The following is a 15,729-nucleotide window of genomic DNA, read 5'->3' on the forward strand; positions in this document are numbered from 1 at the left end:
GTGGCGGTGTCTCCCTGCGTCCGGGCGACGGCATCATCCACTCCTGGCTGAACCGTATGCTGCTGCCTGACACCGTGGGTACCGGTGGTGACTCCCACACCCGTTTCCCCATGGGCATTTCCTTCCCGGCCGGTTCCGGTCTGGTTGCCTTTGCTGCTGCCACCGGTGTGATGCCGCTGGATATGCCGGAATCCGTACTGGTTCGCTTCAAGGGCAAGCGTCAGCCGGGCATCACCCTGCGTGACCTGGTACACGCGATTCCGCTGCAGGCAATCAAAGACGGCCACCTGACCGTTGCCAAAGCCGGCAAGGTCAACGTTTTCTCCGGTCGCGTACTGGAAATTGAAGGTCTGGACGATCTGACTGTCGAGCAGGCATTCGAACTGTCTGATGCTTCCGCCGAGCGTTCTGCTGCCGGCTGTACCATCACCCTGTCCGAAGACAGCGTGACCGAGTACCTGAAGTCCAACATCACCATGCTCAAGTGGATGATTGCCAACGGTTACGGCGATGCCCGTACCATTGAGCGTCGCATCAACGGCATGGAAGAATGGCTGGCCAATCCGAGCCTGATGCGTGCCGACGCCGATGCCGAGTACCACACCGTCATCGAAATCGACATGGACCAGATCAAGGAGCCGGTACTGTGCTGCCCGAACGATCCGGATGATGCCAAGACCCTGTCCGACGTGGCTGGCGCCAAGATCGACGAAGTGTTCATCGGTTCCTGCATGACCAACATCGGTCACTTCCGCGCGGCCGGCAAGCTGCTGCAGAAAGTGGAAAGCGGTACCATGCCGACCCGTCTGTGGATTGCTCCGCCGACCAAGATGGATCAGCACCAGCTCACCGAAGAAGGCTACTACAACATCTTCGGCAGCGCCGGTGCGCGTACCGAGATGCCGGGCTGCTCCCTGTGCATGGGTAACCAGGCCCGCATCGCGCCCAAGTCCACTGCGGTATCCACCTCTACCCGTAACTTCCCGAACCGTCTGGGTCAGGGTGCGGATGTTTACCTGGCATCAGCTGAGCTGGCGTCTGTGGCCTCCATCCTCGGCAAGCTGCCGACCACCGAAGAGTATATGGAATACGCGAACACCATCGATTCCATGTCCTCCGAGATCTACCGCTACCTGAATTTCGACCAGATGGCCGAATACCAGGACGTGGCTGATACCGTGAAGATTCCGGTTGCTCAATCTGTCTAAGATTGACTGATCGCTTCGCGAACCAAAAACGCCCGGCACTTGCCGGGCGTTTTTGGTTTTGCAGGAAGCAAAAGGTTCAGCGCAGATTTTCGGAAATCCTTCACTACTTCAGCCATGACCTTCAAGAAAGCAGCGGCTTACATCGTTATAATAACTTCACTGCCAGCGTCTTCGCGATGCAAGCATCGCTTCCCACAACTATCCGGACAGGCAGCAGCAAAGCCGAACGGTCTTGTCAGGTCTCTGCTAACCGCCATTCAGTCGGCGCTTGGTCAGCACGGTAGCCTGTGCCGCCAGTGGATCTTCCGGCCAGGGGTGCTTGGGATAGCGGCCTCTCAAGTCCTTGCGCACCGCCTGGTAGTTTTCCCGCCAGAATCGCTCCAGATTATCGGTAATGGCCGCCGGCCGCCCTGCCGGTGTCAGAAGATGGGCACTGATGGTCAATTTTCCCCCGGCAATGACTGGCAGACGAGTGAGGCCAAACAATTCCTGCAGCTTGACGGCCAGCACCACCGTGTCTCCGGTGTAATCCAGTCGAACCCGCCGCCCGGTGGGAATAGTGATGGTTTCCGGCATATCCCGTTGCAGACATGTGCGCTGTTCAGGTGTTAACAACAGGTTGAGCGCATCACTTAGTGGCACCCGTTTCAGATCCTGAAGAGTACGCATACCGGCAAGAAACGGTGCCAACCAGCTGTCCAGATTTCCCAGCAAGCCCTCATTACTCACATCCGGCCAGTCGCTTTCATCCAGCGCCGCCAGGGTTGTCACCCTGGCCTGCCATTGCCGACAATCCTCAGACCAGGGCAATAAGCCCAACCCATCCGCACGTAATCCTTCCAGCAGCCCCCAGGTTTGTTGCTCTGCGGTCAGCGATGCCATGGGCTGACTCTGCAGGACAATGGCGCCCAAGCGGCGCTGGCGCCAGCCAGTCACCCGCTGACGCTCACGATCCCAGCCGATCCGTTCGTGCCACTGCGCCTGCTGTGCCACGACCGATTGCAGATCCGCTTCTTCCAGCGGCATGGCTAATCGGATGCGGGCATCGCGGGGCTGACCGTCCGTGTCCAGAATCAGCAGCCATTGTGTACCGGACAGGCTATCCCCCGGTGGCAGTTGTACTCCGGGGCCGTCCATCATCTGGTAGCGGTTGCCCTGCGCCTGGCGCAGGCAAGCCAACTGGCGTGGGTAGACCCGGGCCAGCAACTCACCCAGGTTCTGACGCCAATCGCTGCTATCGCCGGGCTTGCCTGCCAGGAGTCGTTGAGCTTCAGCCAATAGCGGCCTGTGACGCTCCGGGTTGGCTTCCAGCGCCTGCAGGCGGCTGCGCAAATCCACCCCCTGACCATTGAGGATATCCCGTTCGGACAACAAGGCAGCGACCCGGGCTGCAGCCACAGGCAGCCCCTGCTCTCTGCCTGCCAATATCAACATCGCCAGGGCCGGCTCAACACCCAGCTGTGCGATCGCCGCGCCATGCTCCGTTAGCCCGCCTTGCGCATCAAGGGCGCCGCCATCACGGAGTCGAGCCACCGCGCTCTGCCAAGCCGGCGCTGGAGGTGCATCCAGCCAGTGCATTTGCCCGGGCTCCCGGCAGCCCCAACGGGCCAGATCCAGCACCAGTTGATCCAGAGCGACTCTGGCTATTTCCGGCTTCTGATGGCTGGCCATCACCTCGGATTCAGACCATAGGCGCAGGCAGCAACCGGGCCCCAGCCGCCCTGCCCGCCCGCTGCGCTGACGAGCGCTGGCCTCACTGATCCTTCGTGTGACCAAGCGGCTGCGGTGACGAGCCGGATCATAGGCCGGCTCCCTGGCCAGACCACTATCAATGACATGGGTCACCCCTTCTATGGTCAGGCTGGTTTCCGCCACGTTGGTAGTCAGCACGATCAAAGAACCGCCGTTTTTGGCCGCCTCCAGCACTTGCTGTTGCTGCGCCAGCGGCAGGCCACCATGCAATTCACTAACCGGCAGGCTGAGTCCGGATTCAGACAGGCCTCGGGCCACGCGGCGGATATCCGCCCGGCCAGGAAGAAACACCAGTATTACCTGCGCCTCCTCCGCGACAGAACACACCTGCTGGACACAGTGATCCCGCCAGTCCTGACGAGGGGCTGGCGGGCGATAAATAACGTTGACTGGAAAGCTGCGCCCTTCGCTGCGCATCACCGGAGCATCCAGCATGGCAACCAGGGGCCCGCAGTCCAGGGTGGCAGACATCACCAGCAGCCCCAGATCGGGACGGAATGCCTCACGGATTTCCCTGACCAGGGCCAGCCCCAGATCCGCATTCAGGGAGCGTTCATGGAACTCGTCAAAGATCACCAGACTGATGCCCTGCAACTCCGGGTCACTCAACGCCATACGGGTCAAAACCCCTTCGGTGACCACTTCCAGACGGGTGGCGGTACTGACCCGGGTATCGGTTCGAGTCCGGTAACCAACGGTTTGCCCCACCGGCTCGCCAAGCTGGGCTGCCATGAAGGTGGCCACGGAACGGGCCGCCACCCGTCGTGGCTCCAGCATCAGAATGCGACCCTGGCCGGTTCCGGAACGATTCAGCAGACACAGCGGCACACGGGTGGATTTCCCTGCTCCTGGCGGGGCTTCCAGAATGGCACAGCCGGCTTGTTGCAAGGCATCAAGGAGAGGTTCCACCACCTCATCGACGGGAAATTCGTTCTGCATTTTTTACGTCCATTGCTCAGGCGCCGTGACGACGGTCACTTCTGGTCATGTTGATCGGCCAATACCGCTGGTGGGGAGGGGTGCCTATGCTATATTCTGCCCATTATCGACTAATAATTAATAACTACTCTATATAGTGATATATGCTGAACGACTTGGGGATTCCTGAGCACCTCATCTGGAAACTGAATGATTTTGACAACCACCAACGAGCCGTCAATTTCATCAAGCAGTTTCAGGAAACGCTGTGCGTATACAGTGCGCCGGTGGAGCAGCTCTATACCAACTACGATATTTCCATACCGCCGGATGATGAGCGCTCGCTGGTCATTCTGCCCAACCCCTATGCCTACCACGATACGTTTAACAATATCGGGAACCATAGCGTACACCCTACCGGCATGCATATTTTGCCCGGCGAGTTTTTCAACAAAGAAGGACTCTTTCTGACTCTGCGGCTACTCAAGAATAACGAAAAGGTTATTAAGCCGGTGCCCCTGAAAGTGGGCCTCTGGGCACTGATGAAAAAGGAAACTGAGGAAGTGCCCTTCCTTCCTGTGATCACCAAGGGGGACCTTCGGGCCTTTCGCAAAGACTCACCCTCGCTTCACTTGCACCGGATCCAGCCATCCAAGCTGTCTGACCGCTCGCCCATGGAGGTCAAGGCAATCCAGCGGGTCATCCGCGAAAAGCTGAAGGTGTATATGTAAAGGCAGTGAACAGTTAATAGTTAACAGCGAAAACAACCCGGGGCGGGAAGAACCACCAAACACGATAGAAGGCTTTCCCGGATGTGCAGACGTAATCAGGTCTATTCAGTCCGACTGAGCGTAGCAGTGGTCCAGTGCCAGGACATAGTATTCCAGCCCTTTGACTGCTGCGGCGAAGGCTCTTGTCCGGCTTTCCTGATTGACACAGGTAAGCTTGATGAGCTCCATGGCTTCGTGGGGGTGGGCGTCGTCGTAGGAGGCGTGGGCCCGTAGCCAGGCCATGGAATGACGATTAATGGTGGCCACCCCGTTTTCCTGATAGGCCTGCATACCCTTGACCACACTCTGGCTCCATTCGCCAGTAGCCCATTCAATGGCCAGATTGGTGGCGGCAAGGCCCTCCTCCAGGCTGGCCTGGCGCCCCATGTGCCAGAGGTAATGGTTCACCGCATCCATGGCTGGCGGCGGCGTAACAAACTCCAGTTCTTCCAGGGTAATTCCAAAGCCCATGGCCCAGTCCTGGTACCAGTAGGCATGGCGCTGTTCGACCTTGATGTTGCTGATCAGCCAGTTCTTGCTCTCTTCGTGACCGGGATAGCGGCCCGGCTGGGTCTTGGCCAGGTTCAACCCCATATACTTGGGAAAGTTTTCCACCAGGGGATAGAAATTCAACAGGGCACTGCGAAAACGCGGCAAGCTGAGGGTTCCGGCTCCCATTTCCACAAACACCGGATGCTCCACCACCCGGTTTTTCAACGGTACCAGATCGTCCCAGAAGGCCTGGGCCCAGGGGCTGTGGTCGGTGAGTTCGAGACCTTTCTTGTAATTTGCGGCGCGCATTTGTCGTTCTCCATAACAACCGGTTGTTGCAGCTCATGGCTTGGCGACCATGACCTACAGATAGCACACTAGTCCAATAATTTGTATAAGCGATTTCTCAGGCTTCGTAAATGACGCCTTTGTCGCTTGTCCGGCGCTGAAACAGGATCATAGTGGAGCTTCTGATAGTATTTTGCCCAATTCTCCGCAGCAACCGCCGCCTGAGGCCACTGCTCGCTGATTGCGTCACTCAACTGCATGGGGGTCAGTCCCACCGCCAGTGGCCGCCCCCGTTCACTGGCACGCTGATGCAATCGCCAGTATTCACGCTCCATCAGCGTCAGCCTCGCATTGCCGGTCCTCCAAAGTAGAAACAGGGCATAGAGCCCCATCAACATGGCGACAGCAACGATCAGCGCAATGGCAATGCGGACTGGTGAAACAACGCCGAGCAGATCTTCCAGAAATGCGGACTGAAAGGCGCTATCGTACCCCAGCACCCAGGTTTGCCAGCGGAAATCCACGTAATCCACCCACTGACTGACTTTCGCAAATAGCCCCCCATCCGAGAAACGGCGGAGCCCCAGATCATCCAGCACATCTCTGCCGTCTTCACTGTTCTCAAGGGCCTCCCTTAGCCCAAGCTCGATGCGCTCAGGCGCTACCGCGCCGGTAGGGTCCACACGGGTCCATCCCTGCCCTTCAAGCCAGATCTCGCTCCAGGCATGGGCATCGTACTGTCGCACCAGCAAATGGGTACCCAGTTGATTCTGCTCGCCTCCTTGGTAGCCCACCACGACCCTGGCCGGCACCCCGGCCGCGCGCATCAGGAAGGTAAAGCTGGAGGCATAGTGCTCACAGAATCCACGCCGGGTCCGAAAAAGGAAATCATCCACTGGATCCGCGGTGAGCCTGGGTGGCCTCAGGGTGTAATGAAAAGGTTGCTCACGGAAATGACGCAACGCTCGCTGGGCAATTTCACGTGCTGAATGGCTTTCCAGCTGCCATTGCTGCGCGAGCCCTCTGGCTTTCCTTCCTGACTCCTGCGGTAACGACAGCATCAGTTGTCGCTCCTGCCCGTCAAGGCTGATAGCGTCAGTGGCTGCAGGCACGCTTTCCACACGATAGGCAAACCGCTGCGACACCGGCTGGTCAGCCACCAGCCGCATATCCTTGGCCAGCGCCATGCCTTCATCCAGTGGGAAAGGAACGGCCAGGCTGAACAGCCAACGGCGCTGGGTCGGTTCGGCAATGATCTGGTAGCGATACCGTTGTTGCTCCGCGGCTCGACGGCTCTCGAGCTGCTGGTACCAAACCGGTTTTTGATTCCCTCTCCGGTACAGGTATTCTGACTCCGCCTGTCCCTGGGGCACTGCCTGCTGCCAGGTGCGTCCGTCGTAGTGGCTCAACGTCAGCCCCCGCCAGTAACGCTGTGGCCGAGGCGGAATGTCTCCCTGAAAGTCTACCCGGAAGGCCAGCTCCGCAGATTCCGACAGTTCACTGATCTGGCCCGGTGACATACTGTCGCTCATACCAGTGCGGGCCTTGTCTTCCCCCACTTGCATATTCCACAGTGGTGCCACCCGTGGCACCAAAAGGAACAACACCACCATCAGGGGAATAGCCTGCAAAGTCATGACCATCGCCCGCTTGCCATGCAGCAAGCCGCTGGCCCGGGTGTCACTGTGATTGATCCCCACCAGACAGGTAGTCAGGACCGTCATGCACAGGACCACATAGAGGAACATGCCCGGTGTCTGGGAAAACAACAGTGCCGTGGCGCATACGAAATACCCCAGCACAATTACCACATAGGCATCACGCTGCTGCACCACTTCCAGATACTTGAGAGCAAACAGGCTGACCAGCAAGGCAACGCCCGCTTCCGGCCCGTACAATCTGCCAAAGCTGTAAAAGGTCAGCCCCACAGCGCCAATCAATAGCAGCGTACGCACTATGCGGCCGGGCAGAGTAAGGCGCTGCTGATCCACCAGCCAGCGGATCAGGATCACCAGCACCAGCAACCCGGCCTGCCAGAGAGGCCCTTTGACCAGTTGGGGGATGGAACACAGCACCACTGCCAGGGCTAGCCAGAGTCTGGTATGAGACGGGACCTGATAAATGCGCGCCATGGAAAACCTCAGTAATCCGGATAGCTGGCCAGAGCATCCAGCAGCCGCCACCGATGCACATCACCGGTATCCGGCGCCAACGTCAGGCCCGGCAACTCCAGACCATAGGGCTGGCGCTGCTGGTCCAGTTGCAAAACCCAGTAGCACAGTATGGAAAGTCGCTGCTCCTCGCCAAGGCCCTGCAAACGATCCCAGCGCAACCATAAACGGCCGCCCACCGGTTCCTCGAACTGCTTGATATTCAAGCCGCGACCCCGTGCGTAACCTTTCCAGTCTACCCGGCGCAGGGAGTCCCCAGGAGTGTAGCTGCGCAGCCCCTGGAATTCGTCATTGCCTGGCTGGCCACTGCTGAACGCCTGCTGATTTTCCTTGCCGCCATCTGCCGGGCAATCCAGACTTTCCTCCGGCCGTGGCCAGGCCAGACAATAGTGGTCCAGCGATACATAGGACCAGGTGCGTAACAACCCCAGCGGAAAGCGGCTTTCCACCTTGAGGCGAGGTGCCGCCACCCTCCCTCGTTCTGTCAGTGGCAGATTCAGCCACAGGCTTTCTTCTTCACCTCTGCGGATACTGATCTGCTGGCCGTCCTGACCACGCCAGCGGAACCAGACGCAATGGTGATCTCGTCGCTGGGCAAACAATACGAGTTCCAACGCGCCTTCCTCTCCCGCAAAACCGGATTCGCTATCGCCGTTACGCATGCCCAGGGCAAACAGATTCCGGAAGGTATGCAGAATCGCCACCATGAACAAGCTGGCGAGCAGGAAGGACAAGGCCAGAATCAGATTGTTTTCGTAATTGATACCGCCGATGAAAAGCAGTGCGGCCACCAACAGATAAAAGAAACCGTAACCGGTGGGCAAAATAAATATGCGCCGCCGATCCAGCACGATCTGCCTGGCCGGAGGCAAGCGCCGGGCCAGCCAGCGTTCATAAAGGTCCCGTATCGGCGCCGGCAGCTGCATGGATTAGCGACGTATGACTGGCACGGACTGCAGCAGGGACTGGGTAATGGCCGCCACACTCCCCCCCTGACGGGCACTCAGACGGTGCTCCGCCACGGATGGCCATACCGCCTGCACATCTTCCGGCAATACATAATCCCTGCCACTGACCAGGGCCCAGGCCCGGGCTGCCTTGAGCAAGCCCAGGCCGGCTCGGGGAGACAGCCCAGCGACGAAACGGTCATCGGAACGGGTGGTATCCAGCAAACGCTGAACATAGTCCAGCAACTCATGGCTGGCGCGGACTTTACCCACCACCCGTGACAACTTGATCAACCCTTCACTATTAATCACTGACTGCAGCTCACGAACCTGCTCACGCAGGTCGCCACCAGCCAATAGCTGCAGCTCAACTTCAGGGGCCGGGTAGCCCAGGGAAATCCGCATCAGAAAACGATCAAGCTGCGATTCAGGCAATACGAAGGTTCCCGCCTGATCCACCGGGTTCTGGGTGGCAACAACAAAGAAGGGTTGCGGCAAGGGACGGGTCACGCCGTCCAGGGTCACCTGTCGCTCTTCCATGGCTTCAAGCAGCGCACTCTGCGTTTTCGGTGTGGCCCGATTGATTTCATCGGCCAGCAGTAACTGGGTGAAAACCGGCCCTTCACGAAGGGAAAACTGCTGTGTGTTGGGATCGAATACGGAGACGCCGAGAATATCCGCCGGCAACATATCACTGGTGAACTGCACCCGCCGGTACTCAAGCTTGAACACCCGGGCCAAAGCATGAGCAAGCGTGGTTTTCCCCATGCCAGGCAGGTCTTCGATAAGCAGATGGCCATTGGCCAGCATGCAGGTAAGCGCGAGCTTCAATTGTTCTTCTTTGCCCAGTACCACGCGGCCCACCTGGGCCAGGGCTTTATCCAGTGCCTGCATGATTCCCCTTGATTCTGTATTGACCGGGCGCTATCGGTGAGATGCCGCCTTCTTTTGCGAGGGGTCAGCCAGCAAGCGCCAGGCGCTTATTGTTATGCGCTGGCGATCGCCTGCAATCCCCGGCTCAAATCCGTCTTGAGGTCATTGACCGATTCCAGGCCAATAGCAAGACGAATCAGATTTTCGGTGACTCCGGCCCGCTGTTTTTCTTCCTCTTTCACACGCCCATGAGTTGTTGAGGCCGGGTGCGTGATCGTCGTTTTAACATCTCCCAGATTAGCGGTAATGGAAATCAGCCGGGTGGCATCAATAAAGCGCCAGGCTGCCTGCCGATCCCTGCAGCCTGCGGCATCTTCCACTTCAATGGACATGACAGCACCATAACCGGACTGCTGTTTACCGGCCAATGCATGTTGGGGGTGATTCTTCAGACCGGCATAGTGCACCCGTACAATGCCTGGCTGGCTTTCCAGCCACTCGGCCAGCTCCTGGGTGCGGGCACTCTGGGCTTCCATACGCAGCTTCAGTGTCTCCAGGCCCTTCAGGAAGACCCAGGCGTTAAAAGGGCTCATGCAGGCGCCGGCGGAGCGGACAAAGCCCAGCACTTCTTCCATTTCCGCCTTCGGCCCGACTACCGCACCACCAAGACAACGCCCCTGCCCGTCCAGATATTTGGTGGCGCTGTGAATAATGATATCTGCTCCCAGCTCCAGGGGTTTCTGCAGGGCCGGGGTGCAGAAGCAATTGTCCACCACCAGCAAGGCGCCATTGTCGTGGGCCAGTTTGGCCAGGGCACGGATATCGCCGATTTCCGATAGCGGATTGGAGGGCGTTTCCAGATACAGGATCCGGGTTTCCGGTCGGATTGCCGCTTCCCAGTCCTTCAGGTCGCTCAGATCCACCAGCGAGGTCTCGATACCGAACTTGGCCAGGTATTTGTCAAACACCACATTGGTGGTGCCGAACACGCTGCGGGAACTGACTATGTGATCGCCCGGTGCCAGCAGGGAAAAGAAGGTGCCACTGATGGCGGCCATGCCGGAGGCAAAAGCCACACAGGCCTCGCCCCCTTCCAGGGCGGCAAGGCGTTGCTCAAAAGCGCGCACGGTGGGGTTGGTGAAACGGGAATAAATATTACCCGGCTCCTGCCCCCCGAAACGAGCCGCAGCCTGGGCCGCACTTTCATAGACAAAACTGGACGTCAGGAAAATCGGATCCGAGTGAGCCATCTCGTCCGTACGCAACTGTGCAGTGCGGATAGCCAGGGTTTCCACATCAAGTTGTGTCGGATCCAGATCGTTCATTAATAGCCTCAATTTTCCTTTGGGTCGTGCTCAGTTGGTGTTGTGCAAATCGATAATCTCGTTATCTGCCAATGCCTGGGTTTTTTCATTGCTGCCCTTGGCCATGTCATTGCGACGTGCTTCGAGACTTGCCAGATACTCTGGTGTGATATTGCCCGCCAGATACGTTCCATTGAACACGGAACAGTCAAAGGACTCCACCCCGGGATTACCTTCCTTGCAAGTCTCCACCAGATCTTCCAGGTCTTGGTAAATCAACTTGTCAGCACCGATCAGTTTGCCAATTTCTTCGGTAGTACGCCCATGGGCAATCAGCTCCTGCGCTGCCGGCATATCGATGCCATAGACATTGGGATATTGCACCGCTGGAGCCGCAGAAGCGAAATACACTTTACTGGCACCTGCTTCACGCGCCATCTGGATAATCTCGTTGCATGTCGTTCCACGCACAATGGAGTCATCCACCAGCAGGACATTCTTCCCCTTGAACTCCAGCTCAATAGCATTGAGTTTCTGGCGAACGGATTTCTTGCGCTGCTGCTGGCCCGGCATGATGAAGGTACGGCCGATATAGCGATTCTTGATGAAGCCTTCGCGATATTTGACGCCCAGATGGTTGGCCATCTGCAGAGCCGAGGTACGGCTGGTATCAGGAATAGGAATCACCACGTCGATATCGTGATCCGGCCATTCACGTTCCACTTTTTCTGCCAGTTTCTCGCCCATGCGCAACCGCGCCTTGTACACCGAAATACCGTCGATGATTGAATCCGGACGTGCCAGGTATACCTGTTCGAAAATGCACGGGTGCAGGCTGGGATTTTCGGCACATTGGCGGGTGTGCATCTCCCCTTCGGCGGTGATATAGATGGCTTCGCCCGGTTCCAGATCACGTTCAATATGAAAGCCCAGAGAAGACAATGCCACGGATTCGGAAGCCACCATGTACTCGGGCCCGTCCGGGGTGTCCTTGCGACCGAAACAGACCGGGCGAATACCGTGGGGGTCACGGAACGCCAGGATGCCATAACCGGTAATCATGGCCACCACCGCATAAGCCCCTTCCACCCGCTTGTGCACCGCAGCAACGGCATCAAAGATATCGTCCGGTTCCGGCTGCAACTTGCCAAGGCTCTGCAGTTCGTGGGCGAACACATTCAACAGCACCTCGGAATCAGAGGTAGTATTGATATGGCGCAGGTCTGCCCGGAAAATATGCTCGGCCAGTTCCTCGGCATTAGTGAGGTTACCGTTGTGGGCCAGGGTGATGCCGTAGGGGGAATTTACATAAAACGGCTGGGCTTCCGCCGAGCTGGAGCTGCCCGCGGTGGGATAACGTACATGGCCAATCCCCATGTTGCCCACCAAGCGGCGCATATGGCGGGTGCGAAACACATCGCGCACCATGCCATTGTCCTTGCGAAGGTAGAGACGGTCTCCATCACAGGTAACGATACCGGCTGCATCCTGCCCCCGATGCTGAAGGACTGTCAGCGCATCATAGATACCCTGGTTCACATAGCTATGGCCGACAATGCCCACAATGCCGCACATGGTACTTTCCTCTCGTTAGGGCCTGTTAACACCTTCAATATGAAGATGCTTACAGTCCCTCGTTGCTTATACGTTCATGACCAGGGCGAGTAGCTTCTCACCCATGTCCCGGGTCCACGCTTCCATCATGACCAGATGCGGAACCAGAGTGGATTCTTGCCACCATGGGTCGGCACCAAACAGATGCCGCCCCAGGGCTACCAGCACGACCATCAGCAGCACCCCGCGCAGAGCGCCGAAGACCATGCCCAGCAATCGATCGGTACTGCTCAGCCCGGTGACACGGATCAGCTCACCAAGCAGATGGTTAATGAGGGCGCCGACCACCAGCGTCAAAACAAACAGCAGGCCGAAAGCAACGGCGGCACGGAGACTGGGAGTAGCGATCTGATCCTGAAGAAGAAGATCCAGGGCCGGACTGAACAGGCGCGCGATAATAAAGGCCGCCACCCAGGTGAGCAACGAAAAGGCTTCGCGAGTGAAGCCTCGGCGCACGCTCAGCAAAGCAGAAATTGCGATGACGATCAGAATGATGGCGTCTGCCAGATTCATGTAAAGCGTGCTCTCGCCGGCGGATAAACGCTTGTCCCGAGGTGATTTGCAGCCCTTGTCAGCCGCAAGCCACCCGGGAAATTCAGGGTGCGAAGTTTAACAGAGGCCGAACCACTTGCCCATGGATACAGCCAGTGGATGGTGGCAATCAGGGCGCGTAGATCCGCACCAGCCCCTTGAAGCCGAAACGGCTGTCATCCGCCAGCTGCTGGCGGGTTCGCTCGGCATCCTTCTTGTGGATTTCCGGCCCCACCATGACACGATGAACGACCTTGCCCTGGTGACTATCGGTTTCACTATAGGCCCGATATCCGGCGGCTTTCAGCTTGTCCACAACGCCGGCCGCATTATCAGCGCTGGAATAACTGCCCACCTGGACCACAAAACCGGCCAGAACAGGCCCGTCATCCGGAGCCACCGGGGGCGGTACCGGGGCATCGTCGACCAGCGGCTCGCTCTCGCTGTCTTCACGGGCAACCCCCGCAGACTTCTCGGTACTGCCCGCCTCGGTTTGCAGCTGCTCTTCTGCGGTCTCCTGGACCTCCTGGCGCTCAGACTGGATACGTTCCGCCGCCGCGTTTTCCATCTTTTCAGATACTACCGGTTCCACATTCACCGCCGTCATCTCCGGCTGATCCGGTATTTGCATATCCAGCGCATTGCGAATCTGTTCCGGTGACCGGAACACAAAGGGCGCCAGCACGGCGGCCAGAACCAACAACAAGACAATGCCGATAATGCGCTGGCGGGTTCGTTTATCCACCTTGCTCTCCACTGACTCTTGCTTCTGCAACGGTATAGAAAGACCCGAAGATTAGCACCTGATCGTCACGCTGTGCAGCATCAAGGGCGCCCTGCAGTGCCTCGGCGACACTGCCATACTGGCGACAGGATGCCTGCGACGGCAAAGCAGCCGCCAGCCTGGCGGGCGATGCCGCCCGTGCCATGGCCGGCGCAGCCAGATGCCAGTTCACTGGCTGACCGGCAAATAACGCCACCACCTCATCAATGGGCTTGTCCGCCATCATCCCGAACACCAGGTGCCGCTGACCCTCACAGGAGGGCAACAGCTGCAGAAAGCGGGTCACCGCCGGCAGGTTGTGGCCCACGTCAAACCAGCAGGCACGCCCCTGCAACTGTAGGAACTCGCAACGCCCGAACAGGGTTACATCCGCCACTGCCGCACAGTCCTGGGCATCAACCCGAACTCCGGCCAGGATGAGCGCCTGACAGGCGGTCGCCAAGTTATCCCGGCCCAAGGTTACCTTGCCGGGAAAGGCCAGCTCCCGCCCATCAGCGAGCGTTAAGCCCTGCTGATCGAGGCAGAAATCACGGCCGGCAAAGACTGGCTCCGCCGCATACTGTTTTGCCAGGGCCGGCAGGTTTTCCGGCCAGTCCGCCTCACCGAAGACCAGCGGCCTGCCGGGGCGGGCAATGCCGCACTTTTCGCCGGCAATGGCCTCGCGGGTCTCGCCCAGCCAGTCCTGATGATCAAGCCCCACCGAGGTGACAACAGCCACATCCGGGTCGACGATATTCACCGCATCAAGCCGGCCCCCAAGCCCCACTTCCAGCAGCACCAAGTCCGCCCCGCTTTGTCGGAACAACCACAGGGCCGCCAGGGTACTGAACTCGAAGTAGGTCAGGGAAATGTCCAGGCGAGCCTGCTCCACCTGTGCAAACGCATCACAGAGCTGCTGGTCCGAAGCCAGCCCATCGGGCAGGCGGACACGCTCATTGAAGCGATGCAGATGAGGAGAGGTGTAAAGACAGACTCGACGGCCATGGCGCTCAGCCAGGGCCTGCATAAGGCGCAGGGTGGAACCTTTGCCATTAGTGCCGGCCACGGTGATTACCGGTACCGGCATTGTATCCACCCCAAGGCGGTGGGCTACCTGGCGAATACGCTCCAGGCCCAGTTCGATTTCGGTGGGGTGCATGGCCTCGATCCGCTCCAGCCAGGCGGCCAGAGCGGAAGCGGCAGAGTCTTCAGTCATCAACAGTCTGTAGGGGCCAGCCCATCATGTTCGCCAGCAGGCGATGCAGGGTATCGCGCATATCATGGCGGGCTACGATCATGTCGATGGCACCGTGATCCAGCAGGAATTCGCTGCGCTGGAACCCTTCCGGCAATTTCTGCCGCACGGTCTGTTCGATCACCCGGGGCCCGGCAAAGCCGATCAGCGCGTTGGGTTCGGCCACATTCACATCTCCGAGCATGGCGAGGGATGCGGAAACGCCGCCGTAAACCGGATCGGTAAGTACGGAGATAAACGGCAGGCCCGCCTGACGCATCTTTTCAAGCGCCGCGCTGGTCTTGGCCATCTGCATCAGGGAAAACAGGGCTTCCTGCATGCGCGCCCCACCACTGGCGGAAAAACACACCAGCGGCAACTTTTGCTCAAGACACACATCCACGGCACGAACAAAACGCTCGCCGACCACGGAGCCCATGGAGCCGCCCATGAAGTTAAATTCGAAGGCACAGGCCACCAGAGGCTCTCCGTGCAATGTGCCTTTCAGGGCAATCAGCGCGTCGTTTTCTTCAGTGGCTTTCTGGGCAGCAACCAGACGGTCCTTGTATTTCTTGGAGTCCTTGAACTTGAGACGGTCTACCGGTGCCAGTTCCGTACCGATTTCCGTCTGTGCCCCTTCGTCCAGAAACAACTTGAGCCGCCGCCGGGCATTGATACGCAAGTGATGTTCACACTTCGGGCAAACATCCATGTTGCGGTCCAGTTCGGGCCGGTACACCACCCCGTCGCAGCGTGGGCACTTACGCCACAGCCCCTCAGGAATATTGTTACGCCGGTTTTCCTGGGGGCGACGTACTGCAGGCAGGATTTTCTCCAGCCAGTTGCTGTTGCTCATGCAAAGGT

13 protein-coding genes are annotated in these 15,729 nt (G+C 58.6%); 2 read left to right on the forward strand and 11 right to left on the reverse strand.

The window, feature by feature from the left end; genetic code table 11:
• Nucleotides 1-1,208, forward strand: a 1,208-nt coding sequence (locus HUJ17_RS08965; protein ID WP_290510366.1) for an aconitase family protein, incomplete at its 5' end; no start/stop codon positions are given.
• A gap of 246 nt (nt 1,209-1,454) precedes the next feature.
• Here the strand turns inward: HUJ17_RS08965 and hrpB are convergent.
• Nucleotides 1,455-3,899: an ATP-dependent helicase HrpB gene (hrpB, locus tag HUJ17_RS08970; protein ID WP_290510367.1), complete on the reverse strand. Its 2,445-nt coding sequence runs from the start codon at nt 3,897-3,899 to the stop codon at nt 1,455-1,457.
• Nucleotides 3,900-4,042: 143 nt separating this feature from the next.
• On the opposite strand from hrpB, the gene HUJ17_RS08975 reads away from it, so the two are divergent.
• Complete coding sequence (locus HUJ17_RS08975; protein ID WP_290510368.1) at nt 4,043-4,609, forward strand: hypothetical protein; 567 nt, start codon at nt 4,043-4,045, stop codon at nt 4,607-4,609.
• A 105-nt stretch (nt 4,610-4,714) separates the two neighbouring features.
• Here the strand turns inward: HUJ17_RS08975 and HUJ17_RS08980 are convergent, their stop codons facing one another.
• From HUJ17_RS08980 to accD, 10 genes are all read right to left on the reverse strand, one after another.
• Entirely contained in the window at nt 4,715-5,449 is a 735-nt protein-coding gene (locus tag HUJ17_RS08980; RefSeq protein WP_290510369.1) for an iron-containing redox enzyme family protein, read from the reverse strand.
• Nucleotides 5,450-5,517: 68 nt separating this feature from the next.
• The gene (locus tag HUJ17_RS08985) at nt 5,518-7,560 is read right to left on the reverse strand and encodes a DUF3488 and transglutaminase-like domain-containing protein (RefSeq protein ID WP_290510370.1); all 2,043 of its coding nucleotides are present in this window, start codon (nt 7,558-7,560) and stop codon (nt 5,518-5,520) included.
• A gap of 8 nt (nt 7,561-7,568) precedes the next feature.
• Nucleotides 7,569-8,525: a DUF58 domain-containing protein gene (locus HUJ17_RS08990; RefSeq protein WP_290510371.1), complete on the reverse strand. Its 957-nt coding sequence runs from the start codon at nt 8,523-8,525 to the stop codon at nt 7,569-7,571.
• Nucleotides 8,526-8,528: 3 nt separating this feature from the next.
• Nucleotides 8,529-9,440 (reverse strand): MoxR family ATPase, encoded by a 912-nt coding sequence (locus HUJ17_RS08995; RefSeq protein WP_290510372.1) that lies wholly within the window; start codon nt 9,438-9,440, stop codon nt 8,529-8,531.
• A gap of 92 nt (nt 9,441-9,532) precedes the next feature.
• Nucleotides 9,533-10,744, reverse strand: a complete 1,212-nt coding sequence (locus tag HUJ17_RS09000) for an O-succinylhomoserine sulfhydrylase (protein WP_290510373.1) — start codon at nt 10,742-10,744, stop codon at nt 9,533-9,535.
• A 30-nt stretch (nt 10,745-10,774) separates the two neighbouring features.
• A complete protein-coding gene (gene purF / locus HUJ17_RS09005) occupies nt 10,775-12,298 on the reverse strand; it encodes an amidophosphoribosyltransferase (protein ID WP_290510374.1) in 1,524 nt (507 codons plus the stop codon).
• A gap of 66 nt (nt 12,299-12,364) precedes the next feature.
• The gene (locus tag HUJ17_RS09010; protein ID WP_290510375.1) at nt 12,365-12,850 is read right to left on the reverse strand and encodes a CvpA family protein; all 486 of its coding nucleotides are present in this window, start codon (nt 12,848-12,850) and stop codon (nt 12,365-12,367) included.
• Nucleotides 12,851-12,998: 148 nt separating this feature from the next.
• A complete protein-coding gene (locus HUJ17_RS09015; RefSeq protein WP_290510376.1) occupies nt 12,999-13,613 on the reverse strand; it encodes an SPOR domain-containing protein in 615 nt (204 codons plus the stop codon).
• Nucleotides 13,606-14,847, reverse strand: coding sequence for a folylpolyglutamate synthase/dihydrofolate synthase family protein (locus tag HUJ17_RS09020; protein WP_290510377.1), 1,242 nt, complete (start codon nt 14,845-14,847; stop codon nt 13,606-13,608). Before HUJ17_RS09020 ends, HUJ17_RS09015 begins: the two co-directional genes overlap by 8 nt.
• Nucleotides 14,840-15,721 carry an acetyl-CoA carboxylase, carboxyltransferase subunit beta gene (gene accD / locus HUJ17_RS09025; RefSeq protein WP_290510378.1) on the reverse strand — a complete coding sequence of 294 codons (882 nt, stop codon included), beginning with the start codon at nt 15,719-15,721 and terminating at the stop codon, nt 14,840-14,842. The genes HUJ17_RS09020 and accD overlap by 8 nt, the downstream gene beginning before the upstream one ends.
• Nucleotides 15,722-15,729 lie beyond the last annotated feature (8 nt).

Origin of the sequence: Alcanivorax sp. (genome assembly GCF_014762765.1) — a bacterium.
GTDB lineage: Bacteria > Pseudomonadota > Gammaproteobacteria > Pseudomonadales > Alcanivoracaceae > Alcanivorax.

Coding starts and splice junctions, on each gene's coding strand:
- hrpB (WP_290510367.1), bottom strand. CDS start 3,899: ATGCAGAACGAATTTCCCGTCGATGAGGTGGTGGAACCTCTCCTTGAT.
- HUJ17_RS08975 (WP_290510368.1), top strand. CDS start 4,043: ATGCTGAACGACTTGGGGATTCCTGAGCACCTCATCTGGAAACTGAAT.
- HUJ17_RS08980 (WP_290510369.1), bottom strand. CDS start 5,449: ATGCGCGCCGCAAATTACAAGAAAGGTCTCGAACTCACCGACCACAGC.
- HUJ17_RS08985 (WP_290510370.1), bottom strand. CDS start 7,560: ATGGCGCGCATTTATCAGGTCCCGTCTCATACCAGACTCTGGCTAGCC.
- HUJ17_RS08990 (WP_290510371.1), bottom strand. CDS start 8,525: ATGCAGCTGCCGGCGCCGATACGGGACCTTTATGAACGCTGGCTGGCC.
- HUJ17_RS08995 (WP_290510372.1), bottom strand. CDS start 9,440: ATGCAGGCACTGGATAAAGCCCTGGCCCAGGTGGGCCGCGTGGTACTG.
- HUJ17_RS09000 (WP_290510373.1), bottom strand. CDS start 10,744: ATGAACGATCTGGATCCGACACAACTTGATGTGGAAACCCTGGCTATC.
- purF (WP_290510374.1), bottom strand. CDS start 12,298: ATGTGCGGCATTGTGGGCATTGTCGGCCATAGCTATGTGAACCAGGGT.
- HUJ17_RS09010 (WP_290510375.1), bottom strand. CDS start 12,850: ATGAATCTGGCAGACGCCATCATTCTGATCGTCATCGCAATTTCTGCT.
- HUJ17_RS09020 (WP_290510377.1), bottom strand. CDS start 14,847: ATGACTGAAGACTCTGCCGCTTCCGCTCTGGCCGCCTGGCTGGAGCGG.
- accD (WP_290510378.1), bottom strand. CDS start 15,721: ATGAGCAACAGCAACTGGCTGGAGAAAATCCTGCCTGCAGTACGTCGC.